This window comes from Rhodobacter xanthinilyticus (assembly GCF_001856665.1).
Classification (GTDB): Bacteria; Pseudomonadota; Alphaproteobacteria; order Rhodobacterales; family Rhodobacteraceae; genus Rhodobacter; species Rhodobacter xanthinilyticus.
This window is the reverse complement of sequence record NZ_CP017781.1, coordinates 2092050-2112330: the sequence shown is the minus strand read 5'-3', so window position 1 is coordinate 2112330 and position 20281 is coordinate 2092050. Positions and strand designations below refer to the sequence as shown.

Here is a 20281-nt window from a genome sequence, read left to right as displayed (position 1 = left end):
GCGGAGCCTGCGCCGGTTCGGCTATCTGGATAAAAATGGGGATAAGCCCGGCCGCGGGGCCGAGCTTGGCGGGTTTGATGTGGGGGGCGCGGGGGCGCACCGCAAGATCTGGGGGCGCGGGGCGGGGCGGGACGATTCGGCGCGCGAACCGTCCCCAACCTGTCCACAGGCTTTTCCCCCGTTATCTCAGCCCTGCTTGCGGGCCTCTTGCCAGGGGCGCGGATCGCTCAGGAAGGCCTCGACCTCATCGAGGGTCTCCTTCGAGAAATGCCCCTGCGCGCGGGCCTCGGCCAGCACATCCCACCAGGTGCACAGGTAATGCAGCCCGACGCCATGCTCCTCGAGCTTGCCCACCGTCTCGGGGAAGATCCCATAATAGAAGATCACCGCCGTATGCGCACAGCTCGCCCCGGTCTCGCGGATCGCGTCGACAAAGCTCAGCTTCGAGCCGCCGTCGGTGGTCAGATCCTCGACGAGGAGCACCCGCTCGCCCTCGGTCATCACGCCTTCGATGCGCGCGTTGCGCCCGTAGCCCTTCGGCTTCTTGCGCACATAGGTCATCGGCAGCGCGAGCCGCTCGGCCACCAGCGCCGCGAAGGGGATCCCCGCGGTTTCGCCGCCCGCGATATTGTCGAAGGCCTCGAAACCCGCCTCGCGCATCACCGTCACCGCCAGGAAATCCATCAAGGTCGCGCGGATCCGCGGGAAGCTGATCAGCTTGCGGCAATCGATATAGGTCGGGCTCGGCAGGCCCGAGGCGAGGATGAAGGGCTCCTCGGGGCGGAAATTGACCGCGCCGATTTCCAGCAACATCCGCGCGCTGAGGCGGGCGATTTCGTCCTTCGCGGGGAAGCTCGTCGGGATCATCTCTGTCGTCCTTTCATGCTTTCATCTTGCTCCAAATATCCCCCGCGGAGCGTCCGATGGCGGGGCCGGGAGCCTCCGGCGGGGATATTTATGGCAAGATGAAAGGGTCAGTCTTTCACATGCCAATAGACCGGGAAGCCCGGGTTGAAAACGGTCACGGGGCCGGCGCCGGTGACGATCTTTTCGGGCCAGGCGGCGGGGGCGTCGGTTTTCACCAGCGTCAGCCGCGCGGTGTTCACCGGCAGGCGGTAGAAGGCCGGGCCGTTCTCGGAGGCGAAGGCGGCGAGGTTGGCCAGCCGGCCCTCGGCCTCGAAGACATGGGCCAGGAGGCTCATCGTGTTGGTGGCGGTGAAGCAGCCCGCGCAGCCGCAGGCGGATTCTTTCAGCTCGTCGATATGGGGCGCCGAGTCGGTGCCGAGGAAGAAGCGCGCCTCGCCGCTGGTTGCCGCTTCGACCAGCGCTCGGCGGTGGATCTCGCGTTTGGCGACCGGCAGGCAGTAGTAATGCGGCTTGATCCCGCCCACGAGGATGTGGTTGCGGTTGATGATCAGGTGATGGGTGGTGATCGTCGCGCCGAGGTCATCGCCCTGAGCGCGCGCGTAATCGACGCCGTCCTTGGTGGTGATATGTTCCATCACCACCCGCAGCCCCGGGGTGGCGCGGCGGATCGGGTCGAGCACAGTGTCGATGAACACCGCCTCGCGGTCGAAGATATCGAGCTCGGCGGTGGTGACCTCGCCATGGACGCAGAGCGGCAGGCCGATCTCGGCCATTTTCTCGAGCACCGGGCGCACTTTATCGAAATCGCGCACGCCGGAGGCGGAGTTGGTGGTGGCGCCGGCGGGGTAGAGTTTGACCGCGCGCACGAGGCCCGTGGCGGCGGCCGCGGCCACGTCCTCGGGGTCGGTCTCTTCGGTCAGGTAGAGCGTCATCAGCGGCTCGAAGGCCATGCCGGGCGGCAGCGCGGCGCGGATCCGGTCGCGGTAGGCCGCGGCCTGCGCCCCGGTCACCACCGGCGGCACGAGGTTCGGCATCACGATGGCGCGGGCGAAATGGCGCGTGGTTTCGGGCAGGACACCTTTGAGCATTGCGCCATCGCGCAGGTGCAGGTGCCAGTCGTCGGGGCGGGGGATGCTCAGCTCGGTCATGGCGTTGCTCTAGCGCGGGCGGGGGTGAAAATCCAGTGGCATGATCGCGCCGATGTGAGGGGCGGGGCGTTGCGGGGCGCGCGGGGGCGGTGCATCTTGGCGCAACTGTTTCCGGGAGGTTTTGATGATCCGATCCGCTTTGACGCTGAGCTGTGTGGCGGCTCTTCTGGCCGGGTGCAACGACCCGGGCTTTCGCGGCGTGCCCGGCGTGCGGGTGGCCGAGGCGGGCGAGGTCGGCGCGTGTCGGATGGTCTCGCATATCTCGATGCGGCCCTCGGTCTATGGGCCGGTTCTGGCCGAGGAGGGGGTGAAATACGCCCGCAACAAGGTGCTCGAATCGGCGCAGGCGGATGGCGCGAATACGGTCGTCTTCGAGACCGTGGTGCCGGGCGAGCCGGTGCTCGAGGTGAAGGGCACGGCCTATAGCTGCTGAGGGCGGCCGGGGAGGGGCTCCGCCCCGCCGGGCAGGCCCGGCCCCCGGGATATTTCGGCATCGTTGAAGGGGCGGGCTTGCGCGGGGCGCATGGCCGGGTTGCCTGGCGCTGGCAGGTCAGGTCAGCAATATTGACGCATCCTGAGATCCGGGAGAACCCTCCCTGGACCCGATCTCAGGAGGTTTCGATGGCTTTCACTCTTTCTCGGGCCCCGCATTTGTCCGGTTTGCGCCGGGCCTTGGCCCCGTCCGTGGCGCATTTTGGCGCGGCGGTGACGGCCTATCTTGAGCGACAGGGCCGCGCGGGCGAGCTTGCGCGGCTCGAGGCCAAGAGCGATGCGGAGCTCGGGGCGATGGGGGTGAGCCGCGCGCGTCTGGCCGGTCACCTCTATCGCGACCGGTTTTATTGTTGAGGCGGGCCGGGGGGCGGGGCGCGGTTGCCTCTTGCGGCGGGCGGCGCGCGGGCGGATAGTCGGGGCGGGCCAGCCGAGCCGGGAGGACGCCATGACACAATCCGCCTTTACTCTCATCGAATGCCGCGGCGATCTCGTTCTTGCGGCGCTTTGCGTGGGGCAGTTCCGGGCGCCGTGCCAGATCGAGGCGGATCGGCTGATCGTGCGGGCGGGCGAGCCTGTGATGGCGGCGCTGCGGGCGCTGGGCATCGATGTGGTGCCGGCGCCGGAGGGGGCGGTCTTCACCCCCGCGCCGAGTTTCGCGCCCGAGGGGCCGCATCTGCGCGCCGCGCGCACCCATGTCAGCCGCCACCACGACGACGAGGCGCCCGACGAGGATTTCTCGCCCGGTTCGAACGCCTGAGTCTCAGCCCTCGCGGGGCTCGGCGCGCATCGGCGGCAAGCTGATCTCGCGGGCTTCGAGTTCTTCCTCGAGCTGGCTCAGCCGGGCGCGGAAGCGCGGGCCGTTGATCCGGGTGACCATGGTGCGGCAGGCCAGCGCCTCGAGATAGGGGCGGTCGGCCTCGGCGAGGCGGGCGAGCAGCGTGCGCAGGTAGCGCGGCGTATCGCGGCGCGCGCGGTAGAGGCGCCAGAACCGCGCCGCATCGAAGCTGCCCGCGCAGGCGCTGCGCAGCAGCTCCTCGAGGATCCCCATTTCGACGAACATCCGTTCCACCGCGCGCCCGGCATGGGGGCAGGGCAGGAGCATGACATTGGGGCGCGCGTAGAGCGCGGCATGCATCGCATCGAGCGCGACATGGGGGTCGTAGAGGATATAGGCGGCCTCGGCGCCGTCGATCATGTCGGGGGCGAAGCCGTAGCGATCGGTGAAGGAGGTGCGGCGCATGAAGCGGAAGCGATCATCCCAGCCGGCGAGGCGGGCCTCGAGCGTGGCTTGCGGCTGGGCGGCGATCACGATCGCGCCGGGGGCGGCGACGGAGAAGGCGGCGGCCGCATAGCCGCAGGGGCCCGAGCCGTAAAACACCACCCGGTCGAAATCGGCGAAGAAGGCCTCATCGACCAGCCGGTCGAAATAGGCATAGACCGCCGGGTCGCGAAACCAGGTCTCGCGGTCGGCGATCAGCGTCAGGCTCGAATGGCCCTCGGCCTGGGCGAGCGTGAAGCCGCTCGGCAGATGGTCCTCGTTGCGGCGCCGGATCTGGGCGCGCGTCTCGAAGGTGACGAGCAGCACCGGCCCCGCATCTGAAAACAGCGCGCAATGGCTCGCGCCGAGGGGTTCGAAATAACCGGCCTCCTCGCCGATCTCCTCGATCCGGCCCTGCCAATCGGCATCGCTGAGCGCTTCCATGGGTCTATGCCTGTCCTCAATGGTCGTCATCCTGTCCTCCCCGGGAAGATACGTCAGAGTGTCAGGTTAATAGTTAATCTATCACTAGCGGACTGCGGCCGAAATGAGGGGATGTTCAGGAATTTCAGGGGATTGATGCGTGGGGCGGGGGTAATCCGGCGCTTTGGCTCAGATTGTTTCCCCTGCGTCACCTGCCGCCCGCGCCCGCATCCCGAGCTCGAGCATCCGCCGCGCCAAGGGCGCCGGCAGCGGCCGCGACGGCGGGGTCAGCATCAGCCGCCCGAAGAGGCTGCGATAGTCCTCCTCGAGCATCAGCGCGTCGATTCGCGCCCGCCGCCAGGCCACCGCCCGCTCGTGCAGCGCCCCAAGCACCGGATCGGCGCGCAGCTCGGCCAGAATCGCGCCCGAGGCCGCCGCCATCCGCGCGATCGTGCGGTCCTCCTCGGCGCAGAAATTGCGCTCGACCCAATAGGAGATGTCGAAGGGGCTCGCCTCGCGGTTGGCGCGCCCGCGCGCGGCCTTGAGGACATAGCTCTGCATCGCGCCGAGCGCGTAATGGTTGAGCTGCACGAGGCGGTGGCAATCGAGGCCCGGGGGGGTGAAAATCCGCGAGCGGGCGTAATCGGGGGGCAGGGGCGTGCCCGAGCCGTCAAACCAGCGCGCCGCGCCGATCCGGGCGGGGTCGGGCTGGCGGGGGCGGTGGACGCCGAGCTTGCCATAGGTGCCGTCGTTGCGAAACAGCGTCTTGAAGAGCGAGGCGCGCCAGGGCCAGAGCATCGAGGAGGGGGCGGCGCGGGTGAATTGCTCGGTCACCGGGGTGTCGCGGTAATCGACCACGCCGCAATTGCCGAAAAACCGCCAGGTGAGCGGGATCGCGCTGGCCTCGGGCAGGGCGGCGCGCAGCGCGTCGAGGGTGCCGTCGCCGGCGTGGATGTTGACGAATTCATCGACGTCGAGAAACAGGATCCAGTCGGCGGCGCGGGTCAGCGGGTGGCGGTCGGCGGCCTTCAGCGCGGCCCATTGCGGGCCCTCGGGCCAGGGGCCGGGGTTGGGCACATGGCTGAGCCACCCAAGCGCCGCGAGCCGCTCGAGCATCGCATCGGTGCCATCATCGCAATCGTTTGAAAAGACGAGGAAATCCGTGAAGCCCACGGCGCGGTGGTGGGCCAACCATTCCAGCAGAAAGGCGGCTTCGTTCTTGACGGTGAGAATGGCGAGGCTGCGCATGGCGCCAAGGTGCCCGCTCCGCGCGCCGATGTAAAGCGCGCGGCGCTTTCGCCAAAATGTCGCAGGGACGGTGCGCCCGGGTTTGACCTAGGTCAAAGTGAGCGCCCCGCCCGCGCGGCTATCAAAGGGCATCGGGTTCGTGATCTCCCTGAAATGCGGCGGCAGCCGCCGGAGCCCGAAACAGGATGCGACGCTCTCCCTCGTAGCATCCCATAACGCGCTGCGGGCCTCCCTCCCGCAGCGCTTTATTTTTTGGCGGGGCGGAATGAAGGGAAATCAAGGGGTTAGATGTCGCCCCTTATTTGCGAATTTCGCCAAATAACGAAATCAGATGATCTTCACCCGGCTGCCCACCGGGCAGAGCTCATAAAGCTCGGCGATCTTCTCGTTGAAGAGCCCGATGCAGCCCGAGGAGCTCTTGCGGCCGATCTTCCGGGTGTCATGGGTGCCGTGGATGATATAGGCGGGCCAGCTCAGATACATCGCATGGGTGCCGAGCGGGTTGTCGGGGCCGGGCGGCATGTAATGCAGGCTCGGGTCGCGCGCGAGCATGGATTGCGTCGGCGTCCAGTCGGGGCCCACCTTCTTGCGCGTGATCTTGGTGTAGCCGCGCTTGGTCAGCTCCTCGCTCATCGGCACCGAGGTCGGGTAGAGCCGGTATTCGGCGCCGTCCTTGGCCCAGTAATGGAGCGCTTTTGACCGCGTGTCGGCGATCAGCGTCACGGTGTCGAGCGTGTCGAAATGGTCGCGCCAGTCGATCTCGCGAAAGCCCGAGATGTTGTGGTTGAGCGCGGGGGCGACGATGGCGGGCTGCTCGGCCATCGGGATGTCTTGCGTGGCGGCGCGGGCGAGAGCGGGGGTGAGCAAAAGCGCTGCCCCCGAGGCGAGCGCCCGGCGGCGGGTGAGGTGGGTCATGGGTCCTGTCCGGTTGTCGCGTGTCCGGGGGCAGGGTCTCACGGGGGCGCGCCGGGGGCAAATCACGCCCGCTCACAGCGCCGCGAGGGCCCATGAAAAAACCCTCCCGCGGGGGAGGGTTTCGGGGGGGGGGGGGGGGGGGATGCCGCGGGCCGGATTACTTCGGCGCGATCATCATCACCATCTGGCGGCCTTCGAGCTTCGGCATCGACTCGACCTTGCCGGCCTCGCCCACGTCATCCTTGACGCGGTTGAGCAGCTCCAGGCCAAGCTGCTGGTGCGCCATCTCGCGGCCGCGGAAGCGCAGCGTGATCTTCACCTTGTCGCCATCCTCGAGGAAGCGCATCACCGAGCGCATCTTGACCTCGTAGTCATGGGTGTCGGTGCCGGGGCGGAATTTGACTTCCTTGATCTCGATGATCTTCTGCTTCTTGCGGGCCTCGGCTTCGCGCTTTTGCTGTTCGTATTTGAACTTGCCGTAGTCCATGATCTTGCAGACCGGCGGGACCGCGGTGGGCGAGATTTCCACGAGGTCGAGCCCGGCCTCTTCGGCCATCATCAGCGCCCGCTGCGGCGTCACGACGCCCACGTTCTCGCCATCGGCGCCGATGAGGCGAATCTCGGGCGAGCGAATGCGGTCGTTGACGCGGGGGCCGGTGTCGCGCTGAGGCGGGGCATTGTGCGGTCTGCGGGCTATGGCTGTGATCCTTCTGTGGCCAAGCGTGAATGGCGCGCAAAATAGGCACGCACGCGCCGGTATTCAACCGAAAAACGGGGGGCGGGCGCAAATCCCGCGGGGGGAAGGGGGCGCTGCCCCCTCGGCGCCAGGGCGCCTCACCCCCGGGATATTTAGGGCAAGATGAAGAAGCGACCCTTTCATCTTGCCCTAAATATCCCGGGGGAGGCGAAGCCGGGGGCAGAGCCCCCTCTACGCTCAGATCCCCTCGCCGACGAAGGCTTTCTCGACGACATATTCGCGCGGCTCGGAATTCGCGCCCTCGCGCAGGCCGAAATGCTCGAGCACTTCCATGACATCCTTGTTGAAGGCCAGCGAGCCGCAGACCATCGCGCGGTCATGTTCGGCATCCATCGGCGCGATGCCGAGGTCTTCGAAGACCTTGCCGCTCATCAGGTTGTCGGTGATGCGTCCGCGGTGGTGGAACTCCTCGCGCGTCGCGGTCGGGTAGTATTTGAGCTTGTCGCCGACCAGTTCGCCGATCAGCGGGTCGTCTTTCAGGCTTTCCACGAGCTGGCGGCCGTATTCGAGTTCCTCGACCGTGCGGCAGGTGTGCATCATCACGACTTCTTCAAACTTTTCATAGGTTTCCGGCTCGCGCATCAGCGAGGCGAAGGGCGCGATGCCGGTGCCGGTGGCGAGGAACCACACCCGTTTGCCGGGCAAGAGCGCGTCGATCACCAGCGTGCCCACGGGTTTCGGGCGCAAGATGATCTCGTCGCCCACCTCGATATGTTGCAGCCGCGAGGTCAGCGGGCCATCGGGGACCTTGATCGAGTAGAATTCGAGTTCTTCATCCCAGGCGGGCGAGGCGATCGAATAGGCGCGCAGGAGAGGTTTGTTCTTGTCGTCGAGCAGCCCGATCATCACGAATTCGCCCGAGCGGAAGCGCAGCGTCTGCGGGCGGGTGACGCGGAAGGAAAAGAGCCGGTCGGTCCAGTGGCGGACCGAGGTCACGGTCTGGGCGTCGGGGAGGTGTTTGACGGGCGGGATGGTGGCGGTCTCGGTCACGTCGGTGTCTTTCACTTGGGCCCCGCGCGGGGCAGAGGGGCGCGCAGCGGACGCGCGCGGCAAACATATGCCGCAGATACCTCTTCGCGCGGGGTCGATTCCTTGATTTGGCTCAAGTCGGTGGCTGAAAGCCTCATAGGCAAGAAAGGTTAAGGCGGGAAGAAGAAATCAGCCCATCAGCCGCGCGCGATAATCATGGGCCTGCCAATCGGCGCGCGCGCGCCATTGCTCGGGGCCCTGACGGGCGGCGAGCTCGTCGGAGATCTCGACCTCGTCGAAGCCCGCGCGCCGCGCCATGGCGTATTGATCGGCGAGCACATGGCCCGCCGCGCGCAGCCGCCCCGTGAAGCCCTGCGCGCGCAGCCAGCGGGCCAGCGTGAAGCCGCGCCCGTCGGAAAAGGCCGGGAAGGCCACCCGCACGAGCCCCGCCCCCGCGGTCAGCCCCGGCAGCGCCTCGGGCGCGGTGTCGGGGGCGATCTCGACCATGGGGCCGGTCCAGTCCTCGGCGTGGAACCCGTCGTCGCGGATGATCGTGCTCATGCGACTTTCTCCTTGTTTTCAGGCGCTTCCGCCTCGTTCTTGATGCGCACGGCCTTGCCGCCGATGAAATGGATCCCGCATTCGGTCTTGGCTTGGCCGCGCCAGCGGCCCGCCCGCGGGTCTTCGCCGGGTTTCACCGGCGAGGTGCAGGGCGCGCAGCCGATCGAGGGGTAGCCCTTGGCCACCAGCGGGTGCCGCGGCAGCCGGTTCTCGACCATGTATTCCTCGAGATCTTCCCGGCCCCAATGCGCCAAGGGGTTGATCTTCATGCGCTTTTCGGTCTCGACCTCGAAGAAGTCGATGGTCTGGCGGGTCGCGCCCTGATAGCGTTTGCGCCCGGTGATCCAGGCATCGAAGCCCGAGAGCGCGGCCTCGAGCGGCACTGTCTTGCGCAGCGCGCAGCAGGCATCGGTGTTGAACTGATGCAGCGTGCCGTCCGGGTCGTCGAGCTTCAGCGCCGCCTCGCTCGCGCGGATCGTGCGGACATCGGTCAGCCCCAGCTGCGCCGCGACATCCTGTTGATAGCGCAGCGTTTCGGGGAACAGCATCAGCGTGTCGATGAAGAGAACCGGCGTGCCCGGCGCGATCACCGAGACCATGTGCAGGAGCACGACCGATTCCGCCCCGAAGGAGCTGACCAGCGCCACCTCGCCGGTGTCGGGGTCTTTCAGCGCCTTTTCCATCACCGAAACCGCCGCGTGATGGCGGTAGCGGTCGTTGAGCGCGGCGACGCGCGGGCCGATCTCAGGCAGCATTGCGGGCCTCGCCATAGAGGGCCTCCTTGAACGGCGCGGGGCCGAGGCGGCGGTAGGTCTCGATGAAGGTCTCGGCCGGGCTTGCGCGATGCGCGAGATAGGCGCGCAAGAGCCGCTCGACCGCGGGCACCACCTCGTCATAGGCAAAGCCCGGGCCCGCGCGCTCGCCGATCGCGGTCTCGGGGCCCGCGTCGCCGCCCAGCGTGATCTGGTAATTCTCCACGCCCGCCCGGTCGAGGCCGAGGATGCCGATATGGCCGATGTGGTGATGCCCGCAGGCATTGATGCAGCCCGAAACCTTGATGTTCAGCTTGCCGACCTCGCGTTCATAGCCGAGAGCCTTGAACTGCAACGCGATTTTCTGCGCGATCGGGATCGAGCGGGCGGTGGCCAGCGCGCAGTAATCCATCCCCGGGCAGGCGATGATATCGGAGAGCAGCCCCGCGTTGGCGGTGGCGAGGCCCGCGCGCATAAGCTCGGCATGGAGCGCCGGCAGATCGGCCTTCGCCACATGCGGCAGCACCACGTTTTGCATATGCGAGATGCGCAGCTCGCCATAGCCGTAGCGATCGGCGAGATCGGCGAGAAGCCGCATCTGCTGCGCCGAGGCGTCGCCCGGGGTCGCGCCATGTTCCTTCAGCGAGACCGTCACGATCGCGTGGTTGGCCTCGCGATGGGCGGTCAGGTTGGTCTCGGCCCAAGCCCGGAAGAGCGGGTCGACGGCGCGGGTCTGCTCGAAATGATCGGGCGCGGTCGGCGCGAAGGCGGGGGGCGCGAAATGGGTCGCGATCTCGGCCAGCGCCGCCTGATCGACGCCGCTGAAGAGCGGGCGCACGCGGGCGAACTCGCCCTCGACGGCGGCGCGGAAGGCCTCGATCCCGGTCTCGAAGACGGTGATCTTGATCCGCGCTTTATACTTGTTGTCGCGCCGGCCGATCAGGTTATAGGCCGAGACGATCGCCTCGAGATAGGGCAGAAGATCCGCCGCGGGCAGGAAATCGCGCAGCTCGGGCGCGACCATCGGGGTGCGGCCCAAGCCCCCGCCGACGAACACGCGGAAGCCGATTTCGCCATCGCGCTCAATGAGTTGCAGGCCAACGTCATGGGCGCGGATCGCGGCGCGATCCTCGGGCGAGCCGGTGATCGCGATCTTGAACTTGCGCGGCAGGAACTGGAACTCGGCATGGTCGGTCGACCATTGCCGGATCAGCTCGGCATAGGGGCGGGGGTCGGCCACCTCATCGGCGGCCGCGCCCGCGAACGCATCGGTCGTGACGTTGCGGATCGTGTTGCCCGAGGTCTGGATCGCATGCATCTGCACATCGGCCAGCGCGTCGAGAATATCCGGGATCTCGGTGAGCTTGGGCCAGTTGAACTGGATGTTCTGGCGGGTGGTGAAATGGCCATAGCCCTTGTCCCAGCGCTCGGCGATCAGCGCGAGCTGGCGCATCTGCGCCGAGGAGAGCGTGCCATAGGGGATCGCCACGCGCAGCATATAGGCGTGGAGTTGCAGATAGACGCCGTTCATCAGCCGCAGCGGGCGGAACTCGTCCTCGGTCAGCGCGCCCGAAAGGCGGCGCTCGACCTGGGCGCGGAATTGCGCGGTGCGCGCGCGCACGAAGGCTTCGTCGAAATCCGAATACTTATACATGCGCGGTCTCCTGCTTGCCGTGGGCGTAGTTCGAGGGCCCGCGCGTGCGGAAAGCCTCGCGGAAATGGACGGGCTCGGGGCCCGCGGCGCCGGCGCGCGCCTCGGCCAGATAGGCGCCGACCACACGCTCGCCCTGGCCCATCGCCGCGATCAGCCGCAGCTCGGCGATCGCCTCATCCTCGATGAGCTCGGCCTCGTGGTGGTGCTCCGACCAGGCGCCCGCGGCGGTCATATAGACCACGAAGCCTTCGCGCAGGTCGTTCGCGGTGACGACTTTCGGGGTGAATTTGCGGCTCATGGCGGCCTCCGGGGCTGGTTTCTGCCCTGCAATATAGAAAATTGTTCCCCTATTTCGCCAGCCGCCCTTGCGAATAAGGATCGTTGTTCTATTCTGGCGCGGAATGGGGATAGGCTTCCCCGGATCAGGAGAAAACGCGAATGGCCGTCCGGCTCGATGACATGGATCGCAAAATCCTCTCCCAGCTGCAGGAGGACGCCAGCCAGTCGCTCGACGAGATCGCGCGCAAGGTGGGCTCGTCGAAAACCCCGGTGTGGAACCGAATCCGCAAGATGAAGGAGCTCGGCGTGATCGGCCGCCAGACGGTGCTGCTGGACCCGGACTCGCTCGGGCTCGAGGCCTGTTTCTTCGTGCTGATCCGCACCTCGGAACATGAGGCGAGCTGGCAGCAGGCCTTCCTCAAGACCCTGCGCGAGCGCCCCGAAGTGCTCGAGGCGCACCGGCTGGCGGGGGATATCGATTATATCCTGAAGGTGCGGGTGAAGAACGCGCGCGCCTATGATCAATTCTATCAGGCGCTGATCTCCGAGGTGAAGATCTACAATGTCACCGCGCTGCTGAGCATGGAAGAGATCAAGTCGACGACGCTTCTGCCGCTCTGAGGGCGGAGGGGGGGCGCCGCCCCCCGGCTTCGCCTCCCCCCGGGATATTTGGGGCAAGATGAAATCAGCTCTTTTCATCTTGCTGAAAATATCCCGGGGGTGAATGCCGAAGGCAGAGGGGGCAGCGCCCCCTTCTTGCCTCAGTACCGCACGCGCAGCCGCTCGAGCCCGTGGAAATGGTAGAGATCGGCGTAGCGCGGCGCGTCGTCGAGCGCGAGCGCGGGGAGCCGTTTGAAGAGCGCGGGCAGCGCGAGGCTCATCTCGAGGCGCGCAAGCGGCGCGCCGATGCAAAAATGCGCCCCCGCGCCGAAGCTGAAATGGGTCTGGATGGGTCTGCCGGGGGAGAAGGTTGCGGGCGTCTCCCAGGGCCCCGGGTCGCGGTTCGCGCCGGCGAGCAGGAGCCCGATCCGATCGCCGCGCCGAAACTTTTGCCCCGCGATTTCAAGATCTTCGCGCACCCAGCGGGTGAAGAGGTGGAGCGGCGGGTCGAAGCGCAAGAGCTCCTCCACCGTGCCCTCGACGCGGTTGCGGGTGAGCCAATAGGCGCCCGCGCCGCTCTCGAGCAAGGTCTTCACGCCATTGCCGAGGCTGTGGACGGTGGCCTCGTGGCCTGCGTTCAGAAGCAGGATGCAGGTCGAGATCAGCTCGGCCGTGCTGAGCTGTTCGCCCGCTTCCTCGGCCGCGATCAGATCGGTGATCAGGTCATCGCGCGGCGTGCGGCGGCGCTCGGCGATATAGCCCTCGAGGAAGGCCACGAAGCGCTCGGTCGCGGCGACGGCTTCGGCCTCGATCTCGGGCGTGCGCCGCGCCTGATACATCGCGACCATCGCGTTCGACCAGGCGAGCAGATCGGGCGCGCGTTCCTCGGGCACGCCGAGCAGCCGCGCGATCACGATCACCGGCAGGGGTTTGGCGAAATCTTCGATCAGATCGGCCCCGTCTGCGGGCAGCGCGTCGATCAGCCGGTCTGCGAGCGCGGTGATCTGTGGCGCGAGGGCGGCGATGCGCGCCGAGGTGAAGGCGCGCGCGACGAGCCGGCGCAGGCGCGCATGGCGCGGCCCGTCAAGCTCGAGCATCGATTGCGCCTCGACGGCGTAGAACGGCGCGAGATGGGCGGGCGGTTCGGGCGCAAAGCCCGGAGGCGCCTCGCGCCCGAGCCGCCGGTCGCGCAGCGCCGCCCCCACCACCGTCGCCCGCGCGCTCACCGTGAGGTCATAGTCGTCCCAGCGCGCGAAGGGCCCCGCCGCGCGGATGCGGTCGTAAAACGGGTAGGGGTCTTGCACGAAGCCGGGGTCGGTCGGCGATTGGCTGAGGCTTTGCATCGGGTCTCCTGTCGGGCGCAGGGTGCCGTGCAAATGCGGCATCGGCAAGGGCTTGATCTGCGCGCGCGCGCCGGGCACACCGGGGGAAAGCCAAGGGAGACCCGCATGAGCCTGACGATCCGCCCGGTGGAGGGACCCGACCGCGCCGCATGGGAGACGCTGTTTCGCGGCTATGCGGCCTTTTACGCGACCGATCCGGCGCCGGTGCTCGAGCGGGTCTGGGGCTGGGTCACCGACCCTGAGGAACCCTATTGGGCTGAGATCGCTTGGGGCGAGGCCGGCCAAGCCCTTGGTCTTGTGCAATATTCGCTGATGCATCGCTCGCTTTCGGGCGGGGCGGTGGTCTATCTCTCCGATCTCTTCACCCAGCCCGCGGCGCGCGGGCTGGGCGTCGGGCGGGCGCTGATCGAGCGGGTGCGGGCGTTTGCGCGCGAGAACGGTTACCCTTCGGTGCGCTGGCTCACCGCCGAGACGAATGCGCCGGCGCGCGCGCTTTATGACAGTTTCGCCCCGGCGTCGGGGTTCATCCTCTATGCCGTCGCGCCCTGAGCCGCCGCCTGCCGGGGCGCCGCCCGACGCCGCCCCGCGCGAGCCGATCCTGCGCCGGATCGGGGTTCTGGCGGCGGGGCTCGGGCTGATCCTCTGGGCCTCGGTTGCCGTCTGGCAAGGCGCGCTGGCCCGCGGTCTGATCCAGCTCGAGGAGCGCGGCGCGGCCGATCTGCGGCTCGCCTCGAACCGGCTCGTCGCGGCGCTCGCGGCCTATCGCGAGGTGGTCGCGATGGCGGCGGCCCATCCCTATATCGTGGCGCGGGCCGAGGGCGCGGCCGAGCCCGGCGCCGAGACCGTGGGCGCGGTGTTGCGCCGCATCGCCGATCAGGCCGGCGCGCGCGATCTGGCTCTGCTCACCCCGTCGGGCGAGGTGCTGGCGAGCTCGGGCGGCGTTGCGCCGGGCGCGCGGCTCGACCCCTCCGCGGCCGATCTTGCGCGCGCGGCGCAGGGCGCGGCAGGGGCCTTTCACTTCGTCGATCCGGCCACCGGCGAGCGGCTCTTTCGTTATGCGGCGCCGGTCTTTTCGCGCGCGGGGCCGGTCGCGGGGCTTCTGGCGCTGAGCTTTGCCGCCGAGCGGGTCGAGGCGCCCGGGCGGGGCGACCCGGTGCCGGTCTGGTTCACCGATGCGGCGGGGGTGGTCTTTGTCGCCAACCGCTCCGAGATGCTTTTCGCGGCGGAGCCCGGCGCGCTGCGCCCCGCGCCGCTGATCGGGGTCGATCTGGTCACCGGCGGCGGCTATCTGCCGCGCTATGGCCTCCTGCTCACGCGCGATCTGCCGGTGATCGAGATGGTGGGCCATTCGATGGCCGATGCCGGGCCGCTCCTGCGGCTCGCGCGGGCGCAGGCGCTCTCGGTGGCGCTGGCGCTCTTCGGCTTTGGTGCGGTGATCCTCGCGCTCCTCGAGCGGCGCCGGACCTTGGCCGAGCGCCTCGCCGCCGAGGCCCGCGCCAAGGCCGAGCTCGAGGCGCGGGTGGCGGCGCGCACCGCCGAGCTCAGCGCCGCCAATGACTTGCTCACCCGCACCCAGGCCGAGCTCGTGCAGGCGGGCAAACTCTCCGCGCTCGGCCAGATGTCGGCGGGGATCAGCCATGAGCTCAACCAGCCGCTGATGGCGATCCGCTCGTTTGCGGAAAACGCCGAGCTGCTGCTCGAGCGCGGCCGCGTGCCCGAGGCCGCCGCGACGCTTGGCCGGATCTCGGACATGGCGCGCCGGATGGGGCGGATCATCAAGAACCTGCGCGCCTTCGCCCGCGCCGAGACCGAGCCCGCGACGCGGGTGGGGCTCGCGGCGGTGGTGGAAAGCGCGCTTGAACTCTTGCAGCCCCGCCTTGCCGCCGCCGGGATCGCCCTTGATTGGCGCCGCCCCGAGGGGCCCGCGGTGGTGATGGGCGGCGAGGTGCGCCTTGCGCAGGTCGTCGTCAACCTGATCGCCAATGCGATCGACGCGATGGAGGGGCGGGCGCTGCGCCGCCTGACCATCCGCATCCGCCCCGAGGGGGCGCGGGTGCGCCTGACGATCCGCGACACCGGCCCCGGCATCGCCGAGCCCGAGCGGATCTTCGACCCGTTCTATTCGACCAAGGAGCCCGGCTCGGGCGAGGGGATGGGCCTTGGCCTCTCGATCTCCTATGGTCTGGTGCAGGGCTTTGGCGGCACGCTCACAGGCGAGAACCCGCCCGGCGGCGGGGCGCTCTTCACGCTCGGGCTGGTCGCGGCGCCCGAGATCGGCGGCGAGGGAGGGGCGCGATGATCGGCAAGGTGCTTTTGGTCGATGACGACCGGGCGGTGCGCGAGGCGCTGGGCCAGACGCTCGATCTGGCCGGGCTCACGCCGGTGCTCGCCTCGAGCTATATCGAGGCCAAGGATCACGTCGGGCCGGCCTTCGAGGGCGTCGTCGTCTCCGATATCCGAATGCCCGGCAAGGACGGCTTCGCGCTCCTCGAACTCGTGCAAAAACGCGACCCGGAGCTGCCGGTGATCTTGCTGACCGGCGAGGGCGATGTGCCGATGGCGGTGCGCGGGATGGCGGGGGGCGCTTTCGATTTCCTCGAAAAACCCTGCGCGCCCAAGGCGTTGCTGGCCGTGGTCGAAAAGGCGCTGAAGACCCGCGCCTGGGTGATGGAGAACCGCAAACTCTCGCGCGAGGCGAAACGCGGCGATGCGGCGGCGCGGATGCTGGTGGGGGCCTCGGCGGTGGCCGAGGCGCTGCGCGAGGCGGCGCGGGCGGCGGCGCGCTCGGGCGCCGAGGTCTTGATCACCGGCGCGCCGGGCGCGGGCAACGCCAAGGTCGCCGAGGTCATTCATCTGCTCTCCGCCGCCGCGCCGCGCGCCTTTGTCAAACAGGCCGCGGCCGGCCTCGCCCCGGAAACGCTCGGCGCGGAATTTGCCCGCGCCGAGGGCGGCACGCTCTACCTCGACGAGGTGGCCGACCTGCCGCCGCCCGCCCAATTCGCCCTGATCGAGCTGCTCGAGGCGCGCCCCGCAACGCGGCTGATCGCGGGCACCTATCGCGACCTCGCCGCCGAGGCGCAGGCCGGGCGCTTCCACCCCGAGCTCTTCTGGAAGCTCGAAGGCGTCAAGCTGCGCATCCCCTCGCTCGCCGAGCGCCCCGAGGATATCCCGCTGCTCTTTCGCCACTACGTCCAGCAGGCCTGCGAGCAATCGAACCTGCCCGCGCCCGAGATCACCCCCGAGCTACTGGCCGCGCTGATGGCGCGCGATTGGCCGGGCAATGCGCGCGCGCTGATGGCGGAGGCGCTGCGCTTTGCCACCGGCGGCGCCGCGCCCCCCGCGCCCGAGGCCGCGGCGCTGGGCCTGGCCGCGCGGATGGCCCAAGTCGAGCGCACGCTCTTGACCGAGGCGCTCGCCCGCGCACAGGGCAACGCCACCGAGGCCGCCGCGGCGCTGAAACTGCCGCGCAAGACCTTCTACGACAAACTCGCGCGCCATGGCCTCAAACCCGAAGATTTCCGCCCCTGAGCCTGCGGGAGGCCTCTCCCTGCGCCCGCCCGGGGCCGAATCCTCCCCGTTTCTTCTTGGCCCAAATACGCAAATCCCGCCCTCACCCCGAGGCGCGCGGCGCGCAGGGAAGCCCCAGAGATGTGCGGATTTCCGCACATTCGCCCCCTCGGCCTTGTGCGGAAATCCGCACGGCCCGCGCCGCGCCCGCCGCCCAAAAACTCCCCAAATCCCTGATATAAAACAATTTCCAACCCCCATCACGGGCTCTTCACGAAACACTTGATCGACGCGCCCGGCGCAGGATTCTTCCGCCAAGCGCCCGCTGGGGGCGCAAAGGGAGGATACCATGATCAAATTCAGCGCGACCCTCGCGGCGCTTGCCCTCACCACCTCGGCCAGCGCGGCGCTCGCCGCCGGCGCCTGCGACCCGGGCGAAATGGTGATCAAGTTCAGCCATGTGACGAACGCCGACAAACATCCCAAGGGCATCGCCGCGCAGCTCTTCGCCGACCGGGTGAACACCGAGATGAACGGCAAGGTCTGCGTCGAGGTCTATCCGAACTCGACCCTTTACGATGATGATCAGGTGCTCGAGGCGATGCTGCAGGGCGATGTCCAGATGGCCGCGCCCTCGCTCTCGAAATTCGAGGCTTTCACCAAGGTTTTCAACCTCTTCGATCTGCCCTTCATGTTCAAGAACATGGAAGCCGTCGACGCCTTCCAGACCTCCGAGATGGGGCAGGAGATGAAGGGCTCGATGGAGCGGCGCGGGCTCAAGGGGCTCGAGTTCTGGCATTCGGGGCTCAAGCAATTCTCGGCCAAGAAGCCGCTCCTGCTGCCCTCCGATGCCAAGGGGCTGAAGTTCCGCGTGCAGCCCTCCGATGTGCTGGTGGCGCAGATGCAGGCGCTCGGCGCCTCGCCGCAGCCGATGGCGTTTTCCGAGGTCTATGGCGCGCTGCAGACCGGCGTGGTCGATGGTCAGGAGAACACCTGGTCGAACAGCTATGGCCAGAAATATTACGAGGTTCAGGACAGCATCACCGAGACCAACCACGGCCTGCTCGACTATCTCGTCGTGGTCTCGACCGATTGGTGGGACAGCCTCGACCCGGCGGTGGCCGAGCAGATCGCGACGATCCTGAACGAGGTGACGCTCGAGCGCAACGCGGCGGTGAACGAGGTCGAGATGCAGGCGCGTCAGTCGATCCTCGATGCCGGCGGCAAGATCAACGAGCTCACCCCCGAGCAGCGTCAGGCCTGGGTCGATGCGATGAAGCCGGTCTGGGCGCAATTCGCCGAAGGTGTCGGCCAGGACAAGATCGACGCGGCTCAGGCGATCAACGCCGCGCACTGAGGCCCAAGGCCCGGCGGCGTGAGGCCCTCGCGCCGCCCCAACCCCTCTCGGGAGACAGACCATGAGCGCGAGATATGCGCCGAAAACCCCGCTCGGGCGGGCCGTCCACGCCTTTGAGGAGACCGCGATCGCGGTGATCCTCGGACTGATGACGGCGATCACCTTCATCAACGTGGTGCTGCGCTACGTGTTCAACCATTCGCTCCTGTGGGGGCTCGAGGCGTCGCTGATCCTGTTTGCCTGGCTCGTGCTCTTTGGCATGTCCTATGCGGTCAAGGTCACGGCGCATCTGGGTGTCGATGCGGTGCTGGGCATGGTCTCGCGCGGGCCGCGGCGCGTGATGGCGCTCGTCTCGGCGGCGCTCTGCCTGCTCTATGCGGTCTTCCTGCTCAAGGGCGCGTGGGATTATTTCGCCCCCTTCGCCGGGCTCGAGCAGACCAGCGGCCGCTGGTTCCCCACCGGCTTTGTGAAAACCCGCGATCAGGCCTGGTATGAGACCGAGACGATCCCGATGCCGGGCTTCCTGCGCTTTCTCGAGGGGTCGATGAACGGCGGCGAGGAATATCGCAAGCTGCCGCGGTTCATCCCCTATTTCATCCTGCCCTTCGGCTCGGCGCTGCTCCTGTTCCGGCTGGCGCAGGCGAGCTGGGAGGTGCTGCGCCACCGCCGCGAGGCGCTGATCGTCAGCCACGAGGCCGAAGACGCCGTGGCCGATGTCGCCCATATGAACGCCGAGGAGTGATCCCATGGATGTCATCATTCTGTTTGTCATGGTGATCGGCTTCATGCTGATCGGCGTGCCGATCGCGATCTCGCTGGGGCTGAGCTCGATGCTCTTCCTGCTGCTGTGGTCAGATACCTCGCTCGCCTCGATCGCCCAGGCGCTTTACCAGGCGATGGAGGGCCATGCGACGCTGCTCGCGATCCCGTTCTTCATCCTCGCCTCGTCCTTCATGTCGACGGGGGGCGTGGCCAAACGCATCATCCGCTTCGCGGTGGCCTGCGTGGGGCACCTGCCGGGCGGGCTTGCGATCGCGGGGGTGCTGGCCTGCATGCTCTTCGCCGCGCTCTCGGGCTCCTCGCCCGCAACCGTGGTCGCGATCGGCTCGATCGTGATCTCGGCGATGCGCCAGGTCGGCTATTCGAAGGATTTCGCCGCCGGCGTGATCTGCAACGCGGGCACGCTGGGCATCCTGATCCCGCCCTCGATCGTGATGGTCGTCTATGCCTCGGCGACCGATGTCTCGGTGGGGCGGATGTTCCTTGCGGGGGTGATCCCGGGGCTTCTGGCCGGGGGGATGCTGATGGCCACGATCCTCGTCATCGCGATCTACAAGAAGCTGCCCAAGGGCGAATGGCAGGGCTGGGGCGAGGTCTGGGCGAGCTTTCGCGATGCCTTCTGGGGGCTGATGCTGATCGTGATCATCATGGTCGGGCTCTACGGCATCCCGGGCATCACCGGCGGGATCTTCACGCCCACCGAAGCCGCCGCCGTCGCCGCCGTCTATGCCTTCCTCGTGGCGAATTTCGTCTACCGCGACATGGGCCCGCTCGATGCCGGCACGGCGAAGATCCCGCTGTGGAAAAAACCGCAGGCGCTCCTGACGGCCTTCGCCCACCCGGGCACCCGCGCGACGCTCTTCGAGGCCGGCAAGCTCACCGTGACGCTCATGTTCATCATCGCCAACGCCTTGATCCTGAAACATGTTCTGACCGATGAACAGATCCCGCAGAAGATCACCGAAGCGCTCCTCGGCGCGGGCTTGGGCAAGATCATGTTCCTCGTGATCGTCAACGTGATCTTGCTGATCGGCGGGCAGTTCATGGAGCCCTCGGGGCTGATCCTGATCGTCGCGCCGCTGGTCTTCCCGATCGCGATCGAACTCGGCGTCGACCCGATCCATCTGGGGATCATCATGGTCGTGAACATGGAAATCGGGATGATCACGCCGCCGGTGGGGCTCAACCTCTTCGTGACCTCGGGCGTTGCGGGGATGCCGATCATGCGGGTCGTGCGTGCGGCGCTGCCGTTCCTTGGCGTGCTCTTCGCCTTCCTGATCCTGATCACCTATGTGCCGGTCCTGAGCACCTGGCTGCCGACCTCGGTCATGGGGCCCGAGACGATCGTCAAGTGACCGGCAAGCCGGGGGG

General features: G+C 67.9%; 22 protein-coding genes. 10 read left to right on the top strand and 12 right to left on the bottom strand.

All coding sequences use genetic code 11. The features are described 5' to 3' along the window. Positions 1-186: 186 nt before the first annotated feature. On the bottom strand, positions 187-867 hold the full coding sequence (locus LPB142_RS10355) for an orotate phosphoribosyltransferase (RefSeq protein ID WP_071166329.1): 681 nt from the start codon (positions 865-867) through the stop codon (positions 187-189). 107 nt (positions 868-974) lie between these two features. Further along, the gene (gene pyrC, locus LPB142_RS10350; RefSeq protein WP_071166328.1) at positions 975-2015 is read right to left on the bottom strand and encodes a dihydroorotase; all 1041 of its coding nucleotides are present in this window, start codon (positions 2013-2015) and stop codon (positions 975-977) included. 124 nt (positions 2016-2139) lie between these two features. Between pyrC and LPB142_RS10345 the strand changes: the two genes are divergently transcribed. The 3 genes from LPB142_RS10345 (at position 2140) to LPB142_RS10340 (ending at position 3264) form a co-directional block, all read left to right on the top strand. Beyond that, positions 2140-2448 (top strand): hypothetical protein, encoded by a 309-nt coding sequence (locus LPB142_RS10345; protein WP_071166327.1) that lies wholly within the window; start codon positions 2140-2142, stop codon positions 2446-2448. A 251-nt stretch (positions 2449-2699) separates the two neighbouring features. Continuing rightward, positions 2700-2861 carry a hypothetical protein gene (locus LPB142_RS19055; protein ID WP_156894360.1) on the top strand — a complete coding sequence of 54 codons (162 nt, stop codon included), beginning with the start codon at positions 2700-2702 and terminating at the stop codon, positions 2859-2861. A 91-nt stretch (positions 2862-2952) separates the two neighbouring features. Next, a complete protein-coding gene (locus tag LPB142_RS10340) occupies positions 2953-3264 on the top strand; it encodes a hypothetical protein (RefSeq protein ID WP_071166326.1) in 312 nt (103 codons plus the stop codon). 3 nt (positions 3265-3267) lie between these two features. Here the strand turns inward: LPB142_RS10340 and LPB142_RS10335 are convergent, their stop codons facing one another. The 9 genes from LPB142_RS10335 to LPB142_RS10295 all read right to left on the bottom strand — a co-directional run bounded on the left by LPB142_RS10335 (position 3268) and on the right by LPB142_RS10295 (position 11342). Continuing rightward, positions 3268-4209, bottom strand: coding sequence for a phosphoadenosine phosphosulfate reductase (locus LPB142_RS10335; RefSeq protein WP_232230882.1), 942 nt, complete (start codon positions 4207-4209; stop codon positions 3268-3270). A 168-nt stretch (positions 4210-4377) separates the two neighbouring features. Continuing rightward, entirely contained in the window at positions 4378-5436 is a 1059-nt protein-coding gene (locus tag LPB142_RS10330) for a glycosyltransferase family 2 protein (protein ID WP_068766747.1), read from the bottom strand. A 327-nt stretch (positions 5437-5763) separates the two neighbouring features. After that, on the bottom strand, positions 5764-6351 hold the full coding sequence (locus LPB142_RS10325) for a L,D-transpeptidase (RefSeq protein WP_071166324.1): 588 nt from the start codon (positions 6349-6351) through the stop codon (positions 5764-5766). A gap of 157 nt (positions 6352-6508) precedes the next feature. Next, entirely contained in the window at positions 6509-7048 is a 540-nt protein-coding gene (infC, locus tag LPB142_RS10320; protein WP_082872993.1) for a translation initiation factor IF-3, read from the bottom strand. 237 nt (positions 7049-7285) lie between these two features. Beyond that, positions 7286-8113 (bottom strand): ferredoxin--NADP reductase, encoded by an 828-nt coding sequence (locus tag LPB142_RS10315; RefSeq protein ID WP_269635314.1) that lies wholly within the window; start codon positions 8111-8113, stop codon positions 7286-7288. A 153-nt stretch (positions 8114-8266) separates the two neighbouring features. Further along, positions 8267-8638 (bottom strand): DUF934 domain-containing protein, encoded by a 372-nt coding sequence (locus tag LPB142_RS10310; protein ID WP_071166323.1) that lies wholly within the window; start codon positions 8636-8638, stop codon positions 8267-8269. Next, positions 8635-9408 (bottom strand): phosphoadenylyl-sulfate reductase, encoded by a 774-nt coding sequence (locus LPB142_RS10305; RefSeq protein ID WP_394328595.1) that lies wholly within the window; start codon positions 9406-9408, stop codon positions 8635-8637. Before LPB142_RS10305 ends, LPB142_RS10310 begins: the two co-directional genes overlap by 4 nt. Beyond that, a complete protein-coding gene (locus LPB142_RS10300; RefSeq protein WP_071166322.1) occupies positions 9383-11044 on the bottom strand; it encodes a nitrite/sulfite reductase in 1662 nt (553 codons plus the stop codon). Before LPB142_RS10300 ends, LPB142_RS10305 begins: the two co-directional genes overlap by 26 nt. Continuing rightward, positions 11037-11342 (bottom strand): DUF2849 domain-containing protein, encoded by a 306-nt coding sequence (locus LPB142_RS10295; RefSeq protein ID WP_068767048.1) that lies wholly within the window; start codon positions 11340-11342, stop codon positions 11037-11039. The genes LPB142_RS10300 and LPB142_RS10295 overlap by 8 nt, the downstream gene beginning before the upstream one ends. A 140-nt stretch (positions 11343-11482) precedes the next feature. Here LPB142_RS10295 and LPB142_RS10290 point away from each other — a divergent pair, with 140 nt between their 5' ends. Beyond that, complete coding sequence (locus LPB142_RS10290) at positions 11483-11944, top strand: Lrp/AsnC family transcriptional regulator (protein WP_068767047.1); 462 nt, start codon at positions 11483-11485, stop codon at positions 11942-11944. Between the two features lie 140 nt (positions 11945-12084). On the opposite strand, the gene LPB142_RS10285 is transcribed toward LPB142_RS10290, so the two are convergent. Further along, positions 12085-13266: a cytochrome P450 gene (locus LPB142_RS10285; RefSeq protein ID WP_068767086.1), complete on the bottom strand. Its 1182-nt coding sequence runs from the start codon at positions 13264-13266 to the stop codon at positions 12085-12087. Between the two features lie 105 nt (positions 13267-13371). Here LPB142_RS10285 and LPB142_RS10280 point away from each other — a divergent pair, with 105 nt between their 5' ends. From LPB142_RS10280 to LPB142_RS10255, 6 genes are all read left to right on the top strand, one after another. After that, entirely contained in the window at positions 13372-13815 is a 444-nt protein-coding gene (locus tag LPB142_RS10280; protein ID WP_068767046.1) for a GNAT family N-acetyltransferase, read from the top strand. Then, on the top strand, positions 13799-15565 hold the full coding sequence (locus tag LPB142_RS10275) for a sensor histidine kinase (RefSeq protein WP_083392662.1): 1767 nt from the start codon (positions 13799-13801) through the stop codon (positions 15563-15565). The genes LPB142_RS10280 and LPB142_RS10275 overlap by 17 nt, the downstream gene beginning before the upstream one ends. Beyond that, on the top strand, positions 15562-16794 hold the full coding sequence (locus tag LPB142_RS10270) for a sigma-54-dependent transcriptional regulator (RefSeq protein ID WP_071166321.1): 1233 nt from the start codon (positions 15562-15564) through the stop codon (positions 16792-16794). The genes LPB142_RS10275 and LPB142_RS10270 overlap by 4 nt, the downstream gene beginning before the upstream one ends. A gap of 331 nt (positions 16795-17125) precedes the next feature. Continuing rightward, positions 17126-18130 carry a TRAP transporter substrate-binding protein gene (locus LPB142_RS10265; RefSeq protein WP_071167217.1) on the top strand — a complete coding sequence of 335 codons (1005 nt, stop codon included), beginning with the start codon at positions 17126-17128 and terminating at the stop codon, positions 18128-18130. A gap of 61 nt (positions 18131-18191) precedes the next feature. Next, positions 18192-18872 carry a TRAP transporter small permease gene (locus LPB142_RS10260; RefSeq protein ID WP_071166320.1) on the top strand — a complete coding sequence of 227 codons (681 nt, stop codon included), beginning with the start codon at positions 18192-18194 and terminating at the stop codon, positions 18870-18872. Positions 18873-18876: 4 nt separating this feature from the next. Continuing rightward, positions 18877-20265, top strand: coding sequence for a TRAP transporter large permease (locus tag LPB142_RS10255; protein WP_071166319.1), 1389 nt, complete (start codon positions 18877-18879; stop codon positions 20263-20265). Positions 20266-20281 lie beyond the last annotated feature (16 nt).

Excerpts from the sequence above, each read along its gene's own strand:
- LPB142_RS10355 (WP_071166329.1), bottom strand. The coding sequence starts at position 867 with ATGATCCCGACGAGCTTCCCCGCGAAGGACGAAATCGCCCGCCTCAGC.
- pyrC (WP_071166328.1), bottom strand. The coding sequence starts at position 2,015 with ATGACCGAGCTGAGCATCCCCCGCCCCGACGACTGGCACCTGCACCTG.
- LPB142_RS10345 (WP_071166327.1), top strand. The coding sequence starts at position 2,140 with ATGATCCGATCCGCTTTGACGCTGAGCTGTGTGGCGGCTCTTCTGGCC.
- LPB142_RS10340 (WP_071166326.1), top strand. The coding sequence starts at position 2,953 with ATGACACAATCCGCCTTTACTCTCATCGAATGCCGCGGCGATCTCGTT.
- LPB142_RS10335 (WP_232230882.1), bottom strand. The coding sequence starts at position 4,209 with ATGGAAGCGCTCAGCGATGCCGATTGGCAGGGCCGGATCGAGGAGATC.
- LPB142_RS10330 (WP_068766747.1), bottom strand. The coding sequence starts at position 5,436 with ATGCGCAGCCTCGCCATTCTCACCGTCAAGAACGAAGCCGCCTTTCTG.
- LPB142_RS10325 (WP_071166324.1), bottom strand. The coding sequence starts at position 6,351 with ATGACCCACCTCACCCGCCGCCGGGCGCTCGCCTCGGGGGCAGCGCTT.
- LPB142_RS10310 (WP_071166323.1), bottom strand. The coding sequence starts at position 8,638 with ATGAGCACGATCATCCGCGACGACGGGTTCCACGCCGAGGACTGGACC.
- LPB142_RS10305 (WP_394328595.1), bottom strand. The coding sequence starts at position 9,408 with ATGGCGAGGCCCGCAATGCTGCCTGAGATCGGCCCGCGCGTCGCCGCG.
- LPB142_RS10300 (WP_071166322.1), bottom strand. The coding sequence starts at position 11,044 with ATGTATAAGTATTCGGATTTCGACGAAGCCTTCGTGCGCGCGCGCACC.
- LPB142_RS10295 (WP_068767048.1), bottom strand. The coding sequence starts at position 11,342 with ATGAGCCGCAAATTCACCCCGAAAGTCGTCACCGCGAACGACCTGCGC.
- LPB142_RS10290 (WP_068767047.1), top strand. The coding sequence starts at position 11,483 with ATGGCCGTCCGGCTCGATGACATGGATCGCAAAATCCTCTCCCAGCTG.
- LPB142_RS10285 (WP_068767086.1), bottom strand. The coding sequence starts at position 13,266 with ATGCAAAGCCTCAGCCAATCGCCGACCGACCCCGGCTTCGTGCAAGAC.
- LPB142_RS10280 (WP_068767046.1), top strand. The coding sequence starts at position 13,372 with ATGAGCCTGACGATCCGCCCGGTGGAGGGACCCGACCGCGCCGCATGG.
- LPB142_RS10275 (WP_083392662.1), top strand. The coding sequence starts at position 13,799 with ATGCCGTCGCGCCCTGAGCCGCCGCCTGCCGGGGCGCCGCCCGACGCC.
- LPB142_RS10270 (WP_071166321.1), top strand. The coding sequence starts at position 15,562 with ATGATCGGCAAGGTGCTTTTGGTCGATGACGACCGGGCGGTGCGCGAG.
- LPB142_RS10260 (WP_071166320.1), top strand. The coding sequence starts at position 18,192 with ATGAGCGCGAGATATGCGCCGAAAACCCCGCTCGGGCGGGCCGTCCAC.
- LPB142_RS10255 (WP_071166319.1), top strand. The coding sequence starts at position 18,877 with ATGGATGTCATCATTCTGTTTGTCATGGTGATCGGCTTCATGCTGATC.